This is a genomic window from Vibrio sp. 10N.247.310.98 (assembly GCF_041467395.1).
In the GTDB taxonomy this organism is placed as follows: Bacteria; Pseudomonadota; Gammaproteobacteria; order Enterobacterales; family Vibrionaceae; genus Vibrio; species Vibrio crassostreae_C.
Map to the genome: position 1 here is coordinate 40,091 of NZ_JBFSUL010000023.1, position 15,814 is coordinate 55,904.

Here is a 15,814-nt window from a genome sequence, read left to right on the forward strand (position 1 = left end):
GCTATATTAGCTCATGCTTAACAATAATCTAACTATAACGGTACGTTTTTGCTACAAATTTCAACTTGTAATAACAATTACATAAATTGTTTTAACATGGATTTTTGCGGTGAATAATCACACAAGTGTCATTCAGCCGACACAAAGGAGTTACCATGATTGATGTTGTTGATCTGTCGCGATTGCAGTTTGCATTTACAGCGATGTATCACTTCCTATTTGTTCCACTGACTTTAGGTATGGCATTTCTACTTGCCATTATGGAGTCAGTTTATGTAATGACTGGCAAGCAAATTTACAAGGACATGACCAAGTTCTGGGGTAAATTGTTTGGTATTAACTTTGCTCTTGGTGTAGCGACAGGCTTAACCATGGAGTTCCAGTTTGGTACTAACTGGTCTTACTATTCTCACTATGTTGGCGACATTTTTGGTGCTCCGCTAGCTATCGAAGCGCTTGTTGCATTCTTCCTAGAGTCTACTTTTGTTGGCCTATTCTTCTTCGGTTGGGACAGACTGTCAAAGCGTCAGCACTTAGCGGTAACTTGGTTAGTAGCACTTGGCTCTAACTTCTCTGCGCTTTGGATCTTGGTAGCAAACGGCTGGATGCAAAACCCAGTGGGTGCGGAATTTAACTTTGAAACTATGCGTATGGAAATGGTGAGCTTCGCTGAAGTTGTACTAAACCCAGTAGCACAAGTTAAATTCGTACACACAGTAGCTTCTGGTTACACAACGGGTGCAATGTTCATCCTTGGTATCAGCTCATACTACATTCTTAAAGGTCGTGACCTTGCCTTTGCTCGTCGCTCTTTCGCGATTGCAGCGTCTTTCGGTATGGCGGCGATCTTGTCAGTAATCGTACTAGGTGATGAATCTGGTTACGAGCTTGGTGAAGTTCAAAAAGTGAAGCTCGCTGCTGTAGAAGCGGAATGGCACACTGAAGAAGCACCAGCCGCATTTACTGTTTTTGGTATTCCAAACCAAGAGACAATGAATACTGACTACGCAATTAAAATTCCTTACGTAATGGGTATCATCGCAACGCGTTCGCTTGATACTGAAGTAACGGGCCTACGTGACCTACGTGATGACCACGTTGATCGTATCCGTACTGGTATGTACGCGTACGAGCTGCTTGAAAAGCTACGTGCAGGCGATAAGTCTGAAGAAAACATGGCTGCGTTCGACGAAGTGAAAGGTGACCTAGGTTACGGCTTGCTTCTTAAGCGCTACACAGACGACGTTGTTGATGCAACTGAAGACCAAATCCAAATGGCTGCGGATGATTCTATCCCAACAGTTTGGCCTCTATTCTGGTCATTCCGTCTGATGGTTGCTTGTGGCTTCATCATGCTGTTTGTATTCGGTGCTGCGTTTGTTCAAACGTGTCGTCAGAAAATCGAACAGAAACCATGGGTACTTAAAGCTGCGCTATTCTCAATCCCACTTCCTTGGATTGCGATTGAAGCAGGTTGGTTCGTTGCTGAGTTTGGTCGTCAACCATGGGCGGTTGGTGAAATCCTACCGGTTAACGTTGCTGCATCAGCACTGACTATTGAACAGCTTTGGACTTCTCTATTCGCTATCCTGGCACTTTACACAGTGTTCTTGATTGCTGAAGTTTACCTAATGCTGAAATTCGCACGTAAAGGTCCAAGTAGCTTGAAGACAGGCCGTTACCACTTCGAACAAAACGATAACTCTGTTGAAGACAAAGTTAGCCGTTCAGTTGAAGTATAAGTGAGGGAATATTATGTTTGATTACGAAAGCTTACGACTTATTTGGTGGGTATTGATCGGTGTTCTACTGGTTGGTTTCGCCGTAACTGATGGCTTTGATATGGGTGTTGCCGCTCTGTCACCTGTTATCGGTAAGAGCGACACTGAACGTCGTATTATGCTAAACACGATTGCCCCTCACTGGGATGGTAACCAAGTTTGGCTTATCACTGCGGGTGGTGCATTGTTTGCTGCATGGCCACTGGTTTACGCAACGTCGTTTTCTGGCTTCTACTTCGCAATGTACGCGACGTTAGCAGCGCTTTGGTTACGTCCACTTGCACTTGACTACCGCTCTAAGATCGAAGATCCAAAATGGCGCAAAACTTGGGACTATGCACTTTGCTTTAGTGGCGCAGTACCACCAATCATTTTCGGTGTGGCATTTGGTAACCTACTACAAGGTGTTCCATTTGAACTGAACGAATTTATGATGTCTAAGTACCATGGTACGTTCTTCGCTCTGCTTAACCCATTTGCATTGCTTTGTGGTGTGTTGGCTCTGATGTTGTTCGTGATGCAAGGTGCAACATGGCTTCAAATGAAGACAACAGAAGCGCTGCACGCTCGTGCTCGTAACGTTGCTCAGATCACTGGCCTAATTGCTATTGCTCTATTCGTTATTGGTGGTTTCTGGGTTCAATCTATCGAAGGCTATGTAATTACGAGCACTATCGATACGTTTGCTGACTCAAACCCACTAAACAAAGAAGTATCACTTCAAGTGGGTGCTTGGATGACAAACTTCGAAACTTATCCAGCAATGTGGGCTGCGCCGATCCTTGGTGTAGCAATGCCACTGCTTGCTGTGATTGCATCTCGCTTTGAGCGTGGTGGTTTCGCATTCTTGTTCTCAAGCCTATCGAACGCTGGTGTTATTCTAACGGCTGGTTTTGCAATGTTCCCATTCGTAATGCCATCAAGCCTGAACCCTAACCAAAGCTTGACTATGTGGGATTCAACAGCGAGTGAGCTAACGCTTGGTCTTATGACTGTCGTTGCGGCGGTAATGGTTCCTGTGATTCTTGGCTACACAACTTGGACATACTACAAAATGTTCGGTCGTCTAGATAAGAAACACATCGAAGATAACGACGTTTCAGCTTACTAAGCTAGAAGTGAAATAACTTAGGAGAAATTTTATGTGGTATTTCGCATGGATTTTGGGTGTACTTCTAGCATGTGCATTCGGCATCATCAATGCTCTATGGCTAGAGCATTCAGAAATGATGGACAAAGACAGTGAGTAATCTCGCAGAGCAAATCGCTAAGCTGCATCAACCAATGGATAAGACTCTGCTTAGAGCCTTAGCCCTAGTATTGGGTTTCATGCATGTGGGTTTAGTGATGTGGGATCCTGAAGCGTATGCGACAAGCATCGGTGGCTTTAACGCGATCATCGGACCAATGTTTATTTGGGCAGTATGCTCAAGCATGGTTTACGGTATCGGATTTAAGCCAAGAGCTTGGATGTGGCAGCTACTGTTTAGCCCATATGTTTCACTCACAATTTTGCTCTACCTAACGGTGCTGCGCCTTCTATAAAAGGCAAAGGATTTAGGTTCATAACAACGTGAGCCTTTATACTTGTTGGGTTTTTAGCCAAAAAGAGGTCATCTTATACAGATGGCCTTTTTTTCGTCTCTCAAATCAAAAAATTCACAGCGATATACTATTAATGATAAGGAGTTAGGTTATAGTGAGATCTTTATCGTTTTGGATTGTGGTAGCAAATTGCAGGGATTATCTAAGCTATTTACGTGGCCAGTGACTGTGTATTACGAAGACACCGATGCGGGTGGCGTTGTATACCATTCAAACTATCTTAAGTTTTTCGAACGCGCTCGAACTGAGATGTTGCGCTCAATTGGCGTTTCTCAGCAAGTATTGTTAGAACAAAACATCGGTTTTGTAGTCCGACATATGGACATTGATTTTATTCAAGGCGCGCGTCTTGATGATTCTTTACAAGTCATTACAAATATTTACGAGTTGAAGCGAGCTACCTTGGTCTTCTGTCAAGAGATCGTAAATCCTGATGGCAAGGCATTGTGTAAAGCAATGGTTAAGGTAGCATGTATCGATAATCAAAAAATGAAACCCAAAGCAATGCCAACATTTATTCTCACGGAGCTAACGAATAGTGACTGCTGAAATCTCAATCTTAGGCCTAATTTTAGAAGCTAGTTTACTAGTTAAGATGGTCATGCTGACTCTTATGGGCATGTCTGTTGTTTCTTGGGCGATGATCATAAAAAGAAGTAAAGTGTTATCTCAAGCTTCTAAACAAACAGAAGTGTTTGAAGACAAATTTTGGTCAGGCGTTGATCTTGCAAAACTGTACCAAGAGAGCAACAAACGCAAAGACGAGCTTTCTGGTACTGAAGAAATTTTCTACGCAGGCTTTACTGAGTTCGCTCGCCTTCGTAAATCGAATGCAACATCACCTGACTTCATTATGGAAGGCACTGGCCGTGCGATGCGCGTTGCCGTTGCTCGTGAGGTTGATGAACTAGAAACTAACTTACCTTTCTTGGCGACCGTTGGCTCTATCAGCCCATACATCGGCCTATTTGGTACGGTTTGGGGCATCATGCACTCATTCATCGCATTAGGTGAAGTGAAGCAAGCGACGCTCGCAATGGTTGCTCCTGGTATTGCAGAAGCACTGATCGCAACAGCAATGGGTCTATTCGCTGCGATTCCAGCGGTAATGGCGTACAACCGCTTCAGCAGCCGAGTAGGCAAGCTAGAACACAACTACGCGACTTTCTCTGAAGAGTTTCACAGTATTCTTCACCGTCAAGCGATGGCTGGCAGGGAATAATAGATGGCTGGATACCAACCTAAAAAACGCAAAATGACAGCAGAGATTAACGTTGTACCTTACATCGACGTTATGCTTGTTTTGCTGATCATTTTTATGGTGACTTCGCCGTTTGTTACTCAAGGCGTTGACGTTGAATTGCCTCAGGCTTCAACGGCTAAATCGGCACAAGACCTACTGGGTGACGACAATGCAAGTTTCATCATCGTTGAAGTGAACAAAGACGGTGAACTTGGCTTGAGCGTTAATGACGAAGAAGTACAGCGTGGCTTATCAATGGAAGATATTATCGTCCGTGTGAAAGCCGAGTTGTCTCTGAAGCCAAACTCTCCAGTGGCGGTTGGTGGTGATGCCGCAACGCCATACGCTGAAGTGGTTTTATTACTTGATGAATTAAGCCGTGCAGGTGTGCCAAAGGTTGGCCTTTTAACGGATATAAGGGAATAGCTCCGTAGCATTCATGAAAGCGAATAATAAAAAATCCAATAATTTCAGATCACCGCTTCTTATTTCTCTTGGGCTGCACGTCATTTTATTCGTTGCGCTCATTTGGGGGGCGGATTTCACGATGTCAGAGCCAAAGCCTACAGGGCAGATGGTTCAAGCAGTGGTGATTGATCCTCAGTTGGTTCGCCAGCAAGCTCAACAGATTCGTCAACAAAGAGAAGCGGCAAGCAAGAAAGAGCAAGAGCGTCTTGACAAACTAAGACGTGAAAGCGAACGACTTGAAAAGAATCGTAAAGCTGAAGAAGAAAATATTCGCAAGCTAAAAGAACAGCAAGCGAAAGAAGCTAAAGCAACTCGTGAAGCTGAAAAGCGTCGAGTTGAGAAAGAGAAACAACGCAAAGCTGAAGAAGCGCGTTTACAGCAAGAGCAAAAGAAAGCCGCTAAAGCCGAAGCTGACCGTAAGCTAAAAGAAGCTGCGTTAGTGAAAGCCGAGAACGAGCGTAAAGCCAAAGAAGCGGCAATCGCAAAAGCTGAACAAGAACGCGTGGCAAAAGAAAAAGCAGCGAAAGAGGCAGCAGACAAAGCTCGTAAAGAGAAAGAAGCCGCTGAACTCGCGGAAAAGCAACGCATAGCGAAAGAGAAAGAAGCGGCAGCCGCAGCAGAGAAAGCCCGTAAGGCAAAAGAAGCTGCAGCAAAAGCAGAAAAAGAGCGTAAACAACAAGAAGCCGCATTGAACGATATCTTTGCTGGGCTTGAAACGGAAGCGACTCAAAACTCTTCAGCAAGACAACAATTTATCACTGATGAAGCGCAACGTTACGGGGCTATCTATACCCAACTGATTCAACAGAACCTGTTGTTAGAAGACAGCTATCGAGGACGCTCATGTCGAGTGAACCTTAAGCTGATTCCAACGGGCTCTAACGCGATATTGGGTAGTTTGAGTATCTTAGATGGCGATAGCCGTTTATGTGCAGCAACCAAGCGTGCGGTGGCACAAGTACAATCTTACCCGTTGCCTAAAGACCCAGACATTGTGAACTCACTGAAAGACATTAACTTAACTGTATCACCAGAGTAAAAGGACGAACTTGTGTTAAAGAAACTATTACTGAGTTTTGTTTTCTTAATAGCTACAAGCAGCCAGTTTGCACATGCAGCGCTGGAGCTGGTTATTACAGACGGTATTAACTCTGCAAGACCTATCGCTATTGTACCTTTCCGTTGGGAAGGCTCAGAGCCATTGCCACACGATGTATCAGCGGTTATCGCTTCTGACTTACAGCGCAGTGGTAAATTCAGCCCAGTTGCGACAAGCAAAATGCCTCAAACGCCTTACAGCGAAACTGAGGTTAACTTTGATGCTTGGACTAACCTAGGTGTTGACTCATTGCTTACCGGTAGTATCACTAAAAATGCCGAAGGGCAGTATGTGGTGAATTACCAATTGATCGACATTGTTCGTGGTCAACTGACCAAAGGACAAAGTCGTGCGCTGAGTGATGAAGGCCAATTAGTGCTTTCTAAAGATCACGTTCTATTCAATAAGAAGGCTACGGTTCCTGGTAATCGCTTGAGAGAGTACGCACACCGTATCTCAGACCTAGTGTATGAAGAGCTAACTGGTGAGAAAGGCGCGTTCTTAACTCGTATCTCTTACGTGGTAGTGAACGATAAAGACAAGTACCCGTATCAACTTCGTGTTGCTGACTACGATGGCTTTAACGAGCGTTTAGTACTTCGTTCTAAGCAGCCTCTCATGTCTCCAGCATGGTCACCAGACGGCAAAAAGCTAGCTTATGTGAGCTTCCAGAATGGCCAAGCTGAAATATTCATCATGAATATTTACACGGGTGAACGTGAGAAAGTGACGTCATACCCTCGTCACAATGGTGCGCCAAGATTCTCGCCAGATGGTAAAACATTGGCATTGGTATTGTCGAAAACGGGCAGCCTTCAGGTGTACACACTTGACCTTGCTAGCCGTAAGCTGACTCAAATTACCCGCGGCCGTTCGAATAATACTGAACCATTCTGGCACCCAGATGGCAAGTCTCTTATTTTCACATCGGATCGTGGTGGTAAACCACAGATTTATAATGTAAATTTGTCCAATAATTCGACTTCTCGTATTACTTGGCAAGGTAGCCAAAACTTAGGTGGCCAGATCACTCCTGATGGTCGATTCATGATCATGGTGAATCGCAGCAACTCAGGTTTTAACTTGGCTAAGCAAGATTTGGAAACCGGTGCGGTTCAGGTACTAACAAAAACATTGTTAGATGAGTCTCCAAGTATTGCACCGAATGGAGGTATGGTTATCTATAGCTCTATTTACAACAAAACAAATGTACTATCGATGGTTTCTATCGATGGACGTTTTAAAGCTAGATTACCGGCAACTAACGGACGCGTAAGAGCGCCTGCATGGTCACCGTTCCTCTAGGGAAAATTACATATTCTTTTAGCTATTGATAGTGTTAACTATTGTGGCATTTAACTATCTATAGCACTCTTAGTCGCTGTAGAAACTAAGTTTGATAACGTAAGGAAAAAAAGATGCAACTTAACAAAGTTCTTAAAGGCTTGATGATTGCACTACCAGTGATGGCAGTAACGGCATGTAGCTCAACTGATGAAGCAACATCTGCAACATCTGGTACTGAAAGCAACCAAACAACTTCAGGTTCAGAAGGCAATGTAGACACAACTGTTGTAACGCCAATTGACGCTAACGGTCAACTGTCTGAGCAAGAGCTTAAAGAGCAAGCGCTACGTGAAACTCAAACAATCTACTTCGCATTCGATAACTCTACTATCGCTGGCGATTACGAAGAAATGCTAGCAGCTCACGCAGCATACCTAGTTAAGAACGTTGACATGAACGTTACTATCGAAGGTCACGCTGATGAGCGCGGTACTCCTGAGTACAACATCGCACTTGGCGAGCGTCGTGCACAAGCTGTAGCGAAATACCTACAAGCTCTAGGTGTTCAAGCTGACCAAATCTCTATCGTAAGCTACGGTGAAGAGAAGCCACTTCTTCTAGGTCAATCTGAAGATGTGTACGCTAAAAACCGTCGCGCAGTACTAGTTTACTAATTTTAGTAGACTATATAATTGAGGAATTGCCTCATGTTCAGTAACACAAAGCGAGTCATTTTGCTTTCGTTACTGGCAAGTGCAGCGAACACCGCGTTCGCTGCACCAGCTCCAGTATCCGATCTCAATAGCACCGCAACCCATTCATCATCTTCCTCTCGATCAGCATCTAACGAATCAGATATTGAGCGTTTAGAGCGCCTGCTTCAAAATCGCAATCTCGTTCAGCTTCAAATGCAACAGCAAATCGACGACATGGCACTGGAGATCAGTGAACTTCGTGGTGAGCTGGAACGAAACAGCTACGATATGAAGCAAATGCTAGAGCGTCAGCGTGAACTGTTCATTGAACTGGATCGCGTAAGAGGCGAGGTGAAAGCAGCAGGAATAGCAACGGTAGCAGTGGCGGCGAGCGAAGGCTCTAAAGACGCTTCTGGTACGTTCAGTACTGATGTGGATGAGCAAACTGCTTATCAAAATGCTGTAGATATGATTCTAAAGCAACGAGACTACACGGGTGCTATCGCTGCATTCCAAAAGTTTCAAAAAGACTTCCCAGATTCTACCTTCACACCTAACTCACATTACTGGTTAGGTCAGCTTTATTTCGCTAAGAAGCAAGATAAAGAAGCCGTGAAGAGCTTCGCTGCTGTTGTGTCGTACAAAGACTCAAACAAGCGAGCAGATGCACTGGTTAAGCTTGGTGACATAGCAGCGCGCAACAACAACGCGACGCAAGCTAAGAAATATTACCAACAAGTCGTAACCGAGCACCCAAACAGTGCTTCGGCTAAAGTGGCCAAAACCCACTTATAACCAAAATAGGGGTGCTTAGGCGCCTCTTTTTTATACCTGTTCACTTCCGTTTAGTGTTTACTTCTCTTGCTAGTGATGACAACACATCGCCTTGTTTATGCGTTTTAAGCATTAGCTAGTCACCGCTTGCAACCAATCCTTTTTGATCCCAATCGCTGTCCTGTGTAGAATACTCGGATTCTCGGAAGAAGTTGCGTAGAGCAAGAGCAATGAGTCATATACTAGATAAAATCGATACAGTTTACCCGTTTCCGCCTAAGCCAGTTCCATTGAGCGACGCTCAGAAACAGGCCCACATCGCAAACATCAAAAAACTACTTCAAGAAAAAGATGCAGTTCTAATTGCACACTACTACACCGATCCTGAAATTCAGGCTCTGGCAGAAGAAACTGGTGGTTTCGTTGGCGATTCATTAGAGATGGCTAAGTTCGGTAACCGTCACTCAGCAAGCACTTTGATCATCGCTGGTGTTCGTTTCATGGGTGAGTCTGCAAAGATTCTTACTCCTGAAAAACGCATTTTAATGCCAACACTTGAAGCTGAATGTTCGCTTGATCTTGGCTGCCCAGCTGACAAATTTACAGAATTTTGTGATGCTCACCCTGACCACACTGTGGTTGTATACGCGAACACCTCTGCAGCTGTTAAAGCTCGTGCAGACTGGGTAGTTACGTCGAGCATCGCTTTAGAAATCGTTGAAAGCCTAGACGCTGAAGGCAAACCCATTATTTGGGGGCCAGACCGTCACCTAGGTTCTTACATCGCAAATCAAACTGGCGCTGACATGTTGCTTTGGCAAGGTGAGTGTATCGTTCATGATGAGTTCTCAGCTGATGCTTTGAAGAAAATGAAATCGGTATACCCAGAAGCGGCTATCTTGGTTCACCCAGAATCACCAGCAAGCGTGGTTGAACTGGCTGATGCTGTAGGCTCAACAAGCCAACTGATCAAGAAAGCAAAAGAGCTGCCTCATCCACAGATGATTGTTGCGACAGACAAAGGCATCTTCTTCAAGATGCAGCAATTGGTTCCTGAAAAAGAGCTGATTGAAGCGCCGACAGCGGGTGCTGGTGCAACGTGTCGTAGCTGCGCACACTGTCCTTGGATGGCAATGAACGGCCTTGAAGCGATTGAAAACGCGCTTGAGAATGGTGGTGAGCAACACGAAATCTTCGTTTCTGACGAATTACGCGTGAAGTCTCTTATTCCATTGAACCGCATGCTAGATTTTGCAGAGCAGTTAAATGTGCAGGTAAAAGGTAACGCGTAAGTCGTTCTTTTATCTAACCAATAAAAAAACCAGCCAATAGTGCTGGTTTTTTGTATCTGCGTATAGGCCGCCAATATCAATCTTGTGGTCATGTATCTTTTTCTGATGATACATCTTGTTGATATCGCGTATTTTTTCTAGCATGTAAGTAAGAGGAAAAGATTAGAGGCTCGAATGATAATCTGGTTACAACTCAAACGCTGGATCAAAGCAAACATCTTTGTTTTGAATGGCAAAAACTTACTGTTCACTTTTCTTGGCTACATCGCTTTATCGTGGTCGATGCTGTATTTGGCGGGTGAAACAGATTTAACCAGTTCGGTTACCGTATTCGCTTACTACTTGGTGGTGACGGCTTCTACGGTTGGTTATGGTGATTTATCACCGACCACGGTAGCGGGGCAGTGGATCGTTATTCTATTTGTGATTCCAGGCGGGTTGAGCCTTTTTGCCGCGTTGCTCGGTAAAGTGGCGACAGAAGGTGTTGAATATTGGCGAGCGGGCTTGCTAGGAAAAAGGAGAGTTAGAGTGGACAACCACATTTTGATGTTGGGGTGGAATGAGCAAAGAACCATTCATCTCATCCGCATGCTACAACACGAAGAAACGGGTAAACGACCAATCGTGCTATGTACGCGTTCAGATATCGAGAACCCGTTACCCGGTGAAATCAATTTCGTCAAAGTAAACAGCTACACCGATGGCAAAGAGATGGAGAAAACGGGCATTGAGTCTGCAAGTTGCATCCTGATTGATAACCCAGAAGACGACATTACGTTATCTGCGGCGCTTTACTGTGCCAACCGAAACCCTAAAGCGCACCTTCTTGTTTACTTTAAAGATGAAGCGCTGAGCGATTTGTTACACAAGCATTGCCCTAACTCAGAATGTATTCCAGCGGTGGGTGCTGAGATGCTAGCAAAGGCTGCGGTAGACCCAGGTTCCAGTGCGCTTCACCAAGAATTATTGAGCTCAACAAGAGGCATGACACAGTATTCAACGTATTTCCCTGAAGACGCTGAGTCTGTCACCGTCGCGCCTATTTTCTCAGTGTTTAAAGAGAAGTATCAAGCAACTCTGATCGCCATTGATACGGGGAGCGGTATTGAACTCAACCCAGAGTTAGATCAAGTGGTCAGCAGTGGCACTAAGCTGTTTTATATTGCTGATGAGCGAATTGATGACTTCGATTGGAAAGGCTTCTAAAGCGACTATTTTATTTCGTCTGAAAACTAAAAAAGGCCTCATAATGAGGCCTTTTGGCTTGTATAAAGCTAACTGTTATTGAGTTTCAGCCAGTGCAATGCCACGCTGCGTTAGTCCGCAAAGCATCACAGGAACAGCGTTAAAGATCTCTTCGAACTGCTCTAGGCCTTCGATGCCTTGCTCTGCAAGCGTAGCAATTGACGTTTCTGGATCGTAAAGCATGCTCAGTGACAGCAGGACACCGCCAACGAGTGCGTTATCTTCGCTCTCTTCAGGCATTAGTGTTTCCCAATCGTCGCGAGCAATCTGCCAGCCTTGAAGCAAGCCTTCACAAAAATCACGAGCGGCAGTGTTCACCACTTCTTCGTCGTCTAATTGACAAGCTTCAGGCCAAACCCAAGTCCCTTCAATCAGTTCTGGGCGGGTTTTATTCCAAAGCTCGATGATAACTTCAATGTAGCTTTCTAGCTGTTCACCATCCGTAAAAGGTGCGACTTCTTCGCCACCCCATAAGAACGGTAGCCACTCATGCGGGGTTAACACATTCGGTGCCGCTGCCATTGCAGTGACAAAGCCCATTGTTTTGTGTTCTGTGATTAGCTTTCCTTCCAACTCTGGAAGCGCAAGAATATCTTGTAAAGTCAAAGTGAGGTACCGTAAAAGGGAACATATTTGCGCTTATAGTACCAATGAACTTGTGCCAATCAAGCTTCAATCTAAAAAGGCTTGATGTCATGGATGATAAACACTAGGTTTAACAGAAAAGAAAACAATAAAAGAATTATGCAGATACGGTCGTCTTTAAAGAAAAAAAGCATGGTAGCGCTTGGATTATACCTTGCGATGTTTATTGCCATTGTCGGTAGTGTGACGTATTACGTCGTAGAATCCCCTGTGCGCGCCAAATTACAACAAAATCTCGACTTGCGTACGCAATTGTTATCCGCATTTATTACAGAGCCACTCAGCAGCTCTCAAGGCTTTGTAGACAGTCTCGTTGGGTTTGCTCAAGCACATCGCAATGGTGATGATGTTATTCCGCTATTTAAGTCCATGTTGGCGGCGAGCGACGATACAATTGTCAGTGCCGGTATTTGGCCTGAACCTTATGCGCTCGATTCTAAAAAGCTTCTCAACAGTTACTTTTTTAATAAAGCCGACGATGGAAGAATCGATCAGATATATTCTTACAACAACCCCAAAAATGCCCCTTATCAAGAAGAGTATTGGTACACCTCTGTCGTCAACAAAAAACAAGGAACGATCTCTTGGAGCGATGTGTATATCGACCCATACACACACGTTCGAATGATTACGGCGTCTTCCCCTTATTATTACGACGGTACTTTTGCCGGTGTTGCCACGGTGGATCTCTCGCTCGAAGAGCTGCTTGGTTTTATCAAGAACCACGCCGAAGAATACAACCTTGGCATTACGCTCAGAGATAAGCTTAACCAAGTGTTGGTTTCGCATAACTTTAATCTCGTTGAAGGCATTTACATCAGTAGCAATCAATTTGGTGATTTCGGCTGGCAAGTGGATGTGGTGAACTCCAAATCACGAGTAGAAGACGAAGTGTTTCGTCAGGTGATGAGCATTGAAGGCGGTATTGTTCCGCTATTGCTACTTTGTGTCATGGCGGGGTATTACTTATTGAACCGTTATTTGATTAGTCCAATCACAAGGATTGCAGCACAGGTTGATAGCTCGAAAGCCGGCGAAATCATTGATGTGGATTACCCGAGTGATGACGAAATCGGCCATTTGATTAAAACCTTCAACGAAAAGACCATTTATCTCGAAGCGGAAAAGGTTAAAGCTCAGGCATCCACCAATGCAAAAACCGCTTTCCTTGCGACCTTGTCACATGAAATTCGCACTCCGATGAATGGGGTATTGGGTACCGCTCAAATCCTATTAAAAACGCCTCTAAATTCTGAACAAGAGAAGCATCTTAAGAGCTTGTATGAGTCCGGCGATCATATGATGACTCTACTCAACGAGATCTTAGACTTCTCGAAGATCGAGCAGGGCAGGTTGGATCTTGATGAAACGCGTTTCCCGCTTGATTCGATCATCGGCAGTATTAACAGTGTTTACTACACATTGTCTTCCGAGAAAGGGCTTCAATTCAAAGTGTACTCTGAGGTGACTTCGGGTCGTTGGTACTTCTCAGATAAAGCTCGCCTTCGCCAAATTTTGTTTAATCTATTGAACAACGCGGTGAAGTTCACCTCCAGAGGCTTTGTTGAGGTGTACCTGAAAGAAGTTGTAGAGGGGAGTGACACCTATCTGAGCATTCGAGTTCGTGATACCGGAATTGGTATTTCTAAAGAAGCTCAGAAGCGTATTTTTAAACCGTTTGAACAAGCGGAGTCTTCGACCACAAGGCGTTTTGGCGGTACTGGCCTTGGCCTCGCGATTGTGAAGAAAATTGCCCAGTTGATGGATGGCAGTATTACCGTCACCAGTGAAGAAGGGATAGGCACGAGTTTTGATGTTCGCTTGAAGATTCAGCCATGTCAGCCAGGAGAAATCGAGAGTTTGCCACATAAGAAGTTGGACTACTCTGGCTTAAAGGTACTGATCGTCGAGGACAACCGAACGAATACGGTGATCATTGAAGCCTTCATGAGCAGTAAAGGCTTTACCTGTAAGAGCGTCGAAAACGGTGAACTTGCGATACAAGCCGTGGTTGCTGAGCGCTTTGATTTGGTGCTCATGGATAACCATATGCCTGTGATGGATGGCGTTGAATCAACCACTGCTATTCGTGCTTTGATAGGCGATGTGTCATCGGTATTGGTGTTTGGTTGTACGGCTGATGTCTTTAAAGAGACTCGTGAGCGTATGTTGGGGGCAGGTGTGGATTATATTATTGCTAAGCCGATTGACGAGCGTGAACTGGATGATGCCTTGTTCCGCTATTCAAATAAGCTTTATCAATACCATGAAGTAAAAGCGGATGAGCTCGAAAGCCAAGACGTAAAACCACACGATTCGAAAAGTAAAAGCGAGTCACTGCCTAAACCTGATCTTCGCAAGAAAGATAACACTGAAGAGCTGTTAGTGACGTTGTATGTGGCGCTAGAAGACAACAACCTAGAACTGATTCAATTTGCACTAGAGAGCCTACGTGTCCACGTTGAAGCTATGAACAACGCGGAACTTACTGAACAAGTCGATAAAGCGTTAGAGCAGGTTGCTTTAGGATCACCACCTACACAAGATGTCATTAATATCATTACTGTAAATCTACCTATGGCTTAAATGTTGTTTAATTACGGTAAGTAAATGACGAACTGTCCAATATTTGACCTTGGTTGGATTTTTTGGTGAAAGTGACTGCTTTTAAAGTGGTTTTTGGTTGTTAATTTACAACTTGATTTTTAATTTGGAGTGTATGACTACTAATCTTGTGATTTAATAGCGACATTATCTGGTGAGGTGCAAATGTGCCTTGTTTATATGTTACTAAATCACTAATTAAGCAGTGATATATTTTAGGTTTGTCGTCAATGAAGTCTCGTGGTCCATTTTGTATTCGAAACGCAGCTGCGGATACATTTGCTATGGTCGTTTTCTGTTTTATTTCTGGCATGATCGTAGAAGTGTTTATTTCTGGTATGACGTTTGAGCAATCTCTTGCTTCTCGAACGTTATCTATTCCTATAAACATTGCTATCGCTTGGCCTTATGGCGTTTTTCGTGATTGGTTCTTACGCAATGGTGCAAAACTTTCAGAAAGCTCATTGATGAAAAACTTGTCTGATTTGATGGCATACGTGTTATTCCAGTCTCCAGTGTATGCGGGTATTTTGTTGGCAGTGGGTGCTTCAGGCGACCAGATCGTTACGGCTGTCACCAGTAATGCAGTTATCTCGTGCGGTATGGGCGTACTTTACGGCTACTTCCTCGATATGTGTCGTAAATGGTTTCGAGTTCCTGGCTACTATCAACAAGCTTAAGAAAAGCAACAAGCGTAAGTGCAGCGAAAGAATGAAATTTGGTTTGTTTTTGATCTAATGAGTTAATTTGTAATCGAACAAACCGAAAAAGGCACTTTTTTTGAGAATGCCCCTTGACCAAAGCAAGCAGAATCAATAAAGTAGCGCCTCGTTGAGTGACATGCTCAACACACAATTTGTGGAAGGATGGCTGAGTGGCTTAAGGCGCTCGCCTGGAAAGCGAGTATACGTTTATAGCGTATCTGGGGTTCAAATCCCCATCCTTCCACCACTATTCAAAACCCTAGCAGAAATGCTGGGGTTTTCTCGTTTTAGAGCCTCTATATCCCACCTCATCTGTATACCTCCCTAATATCCGTTCCTTTAATCATTGCTTTATAGTTATAATCTCTATTA

At 44.3% G+C, this 15,814-nt stretch carries 16 protein-coding genes and 1 tRNA gene; 16 read left to right on the forward strand and 1 reads right to left on the reverse strand.

Going from position 1 to position 15,814, the window contains the following annotated elements; genetic code table 11:
- Window positions 1-155 precede the first annotated feature (155 nt).
- From cydA to AB6E78_RS11435, 13 genes are all read left to right on the forward strand, one after another.
- Complete coding sequence (cydA, locus tag AB6E78_RS11375) at window positions 156-1,742, forward strand: cytochrome ubiquinol oxidase subunit I (RefSeq protein WP_017062077.1); 1,587 nt, start codon at window positions 156-158, stop codon at window positions 1,740-1,742.
- 13 nt (window positions 1,743-1,755) lie between these two features.
- Window positions 1,756-2,892 carry a cytochrome d ubiquinol oxidase subunit II gene (cydB, locus tag AB6E78_RS11380; RefSeq protein WP_017067531.1) on the forward strand — a complete coding sequence of 379 codons (1,137 nt, stop codon included), beginning with the start codon at window positions 1,756-1,758 and terminating at the stop codon, window positions 2,890-2,892.
- Between the two features lie 31 nt (window positions 2,893-2,923).
- The gene (gene cydX, locus AB6E78_RS11385; RefSeq protein WP_000270284.1) at window positions 2,924-3,031 is read left to right on the forward strand and encodes a cytochrome bd-I oxidase subunit CydX; all 108 of its coding nucleotides are present in this window, start codon (window positions 2,924-2,926) and stop codon (window positions 3,029-3,031) included.
- Window positions 3,024-3,326: a cyd operon protein YbgE gene (gene ybgE / locus AB6E78_RS11390; RefSeq protein ID WP_017062075.1), complete on the forward strand. Its 303-nt coding sequence runs from the start codon at window positions 3,024-3,026 to the stop codon at window positions 3,324-3,326. Before cydX ends, ybgE begins: the two co-directional genes overlap by 8 nt.
- A 171-nt stretch (window positions 3,327-3,497) precedes the next feature.
- Window positions 3,498-3,935 (forward strand): tol-pal system-associated acyl-CoA thioesterase, encoded by a 438-nt coding sequence (ybgC, locus tag AB6E78_RS11395; protein WP_017062074.1) that lies wholly within the window; start codon window positions 3,498-3,500, stop codon window positions 3,933-3,935.
- Window positions 3,925-4,608 (forward strand): protein TolQ, encoded by a 684-nt coding sequence (tolQ, locus tag AB6E78_RS11400; RefSeq protein WP_017062073.1) that lies wholly within the window; start codon window positions 3,925-3,927, stop codon window positions 4,606-4,608. The genes ybgC and tolQ overlap by 11 nt, the downstream gene beginning before the upstream one ends.
- Before the next feature lie 3 nt (window positions 4,609-4,611).
- Window positions 4,612-5,055 carry a protein TolR gene (tolR, locus tag AB6E78_RS11405; RefSeq protein ID WP_017062072.1) on the forward strand — a complete coding sequence of 148 codons (444 nt, stop codon included), beginning with the start codon at window positions 4,612-4,614 and terminating at the stop codon, window positions 5,053-5,055.
- Between the two features lie 13 nt (window positions 5,056-5,068).
- A complete protein-coding gene (gene tolA, locus AB6E78_RS11410) occupies window positions 5,069-6,136 on the forward strand; it encodes a cell envelope integrity protein TolA (RefSeq protein ID WP_017062071.1) in 1,068 nt (355 codons plus the stop codon).
- Between the two features lie 12 nt (window positions 6,137-6,148).
- Entirely contained in the window at window positions 6,149-7,501 is a 1,353-nt protein-coding gene (tolB, locus tag AB6E78_RS11415; protein ID WP_017062070.1) for a Tol-Pal system beta propeller repeat protein TolB, read from the forward strand.
- Between the two features lie 113 nt (window positions 7,502-7,614).
- Entirely contained in the window at window positions 7,615-8,157 is a 543-nt protein-coding gene (gene pal, locus AB6E78_RS11420) for a peptidoglycan-associated lipoprotein Pal (RefSeq protein ID WP_017062069.1), read from the forward strand.
- Between the two features lie 33 nt (window positions 8,158-8,190).
- Window positions 8,191-8,973, forward strand: coding sequence for a tol-pal system protein YbgF (gene ybgF, locus AB6E78_RS11425; RefSeq protein WP_372133568.1), 783 nt, complete (start codon window positions 8,191-8,193; stop codon window positions 8,971-8,973).
- A gap of 209 nt (window positions 8,974-9,182) precedes the next feature.
- Window positions 9,183-10,244, forward strand: coding sequence for a quinolinate synthase NadA (gene nadA, locus AB6E78_RS11430; RefSeq protein ID WP_017062067.1), 1,062 nt, complete (start codon window positions 9,183-9,185; stop codon window positions 10,242-10,244).
- 174 nt (window positions 10,245-10,418) lie between these two features.
- Entirely contained in the window at window positions 10,419-11,450 is a 1,032-nt protein-coding gene (locus tag AB6E78_RS11435) for a potassium channel family protein (protein WP_017063519.1), read from the forward strand.
- Window positions 11,451-11,525: 75 nt separating this feature from the next.
- Here AB6E78_RS11435 and AB6E78_RS11440 read toward each other — a convergent pair whose 3' ends face one another.
- Window positions 11,526-12,095 carry a UPF0149 family protein gene (locus AB6E78_RS11440; protein ID WP_136978944.1) on the reverse strand — a complete coding sequence of 190 codons (570 nt, stop codon included), beginning with the start codon at window positions 12,093-12,095 and terminating at the stop codon, window positions 11,526-11,528.
- A 171-nt stretch (window positions 12,096-12,266) separates the two neighbouring features.
- Between AB6E78_RS11440 and AB6E78_RS11445 the strand changes: the two genes are divergently transcribed.
- From AB6E78_RS11445 to AB6E78_RS11455, 3 genes are all read left to right on the forward strand, one after another.
- On the forward strand, window positions 12,267-14,720 hold the full coding sequence (locus tag AB6E78_RS11445; RefSeq protein WP_372133566.1) for an ATP-binding protein: 2,454 nt from the start codon (window positions 12,267-12,269) through the stop codon (window positions 14,718-14,720).
- 248 nt (window positions 14,721-14,968) lie between these two features.
- On the forward strand, window positions 14,969-15,418 hold the full coding sequence (locus AB6E78_RS11450; protein WP_017072260.1) for an L-alanine exporter AlaE: 450 nt from the start codon (window positions 14,969-14,971) through the stop codon (window positions 15,416-15,418).
- Window positions 15,419-15,598: 180 nt separating this feature from the next.
- Window positions 15,599-15,689: transfer RNA gene (locus AB6E78_RS11455), tRNA-Ser, on the forward strand.
- The last annotated feature ends 125 nt before the right edge of the window (window positions 15,690-15,814 follow it).

Coding starts and splice junctions, on each gene's coding strand:
- cydX (WP_000270284.1), top strand. CDS start 2,924: ATGTGGTATTTCGCATGGATTTTGGGTGTACTTCTAGCATGTGCATTC.
- AB6E78_RS11435 (WP_017063519.1), top strand. CDS start 10,419: ATGATAATCTGGTTACAACTCAAACGCTGGATCAAAGCAAACATCTTT.
- tolA (WP_017062071.1), top strand. CDS start 5,069: ATGAAAGCGAATAATAAAAAATCCAATAATTTCAGATCACCGCTTCTT.
- nadA (WP_017062067.1), top strand. CDS start 9,183: ATGAGTCATATACTAGATAAAATCGATACAGTTTACCCGTTTCCGCCT.
- AB6E78_RS11445 (WP_372133566.1), top strand. CDS start 12,267: ATGGTAGCGCTTGGATTATACCTTGCGATGTTTATTGCCATTGTCGGT.
- ybgF (WP_372133568.1), top strand. CDS start 8,191: ATGTTCAGTAACACAAAGCGAGTCATTTTGCTTTCGTTACTGGCAAGT.
- tolR (WP_017062072.1), top strand. CDS start 4,612: ATGGCTGGATACCAACCTAAAAAACGCAAAATGACAGCAGAGATTAAC.
- pal (WP_017062069.1), top strand. CDS start 7,615: ATGCAACTTAACAAAGTTCTTAAAGGCTTGATGATTGCACTACCAGTG.
- cydB (WP_017067531.1), top strand. CDS start 1,756: ATGTTTGATTACGAAAGCTTACGACTTATTTGGTGGGTATTGATCGGT.
- cydA (WP_017062077.1), top strand. CDS start 156: ATGATTGATGTTGTTGATCTGTCGCGATTGCAGTTTGCATTTACAGCG.
- AB6E78_RS11450 (WP_017072260.1), top strand. CDS start 14,969: ATGAAGTCTCGTGGTCCATTTTGTATTCGAAACGCAGCTGCGGATACA.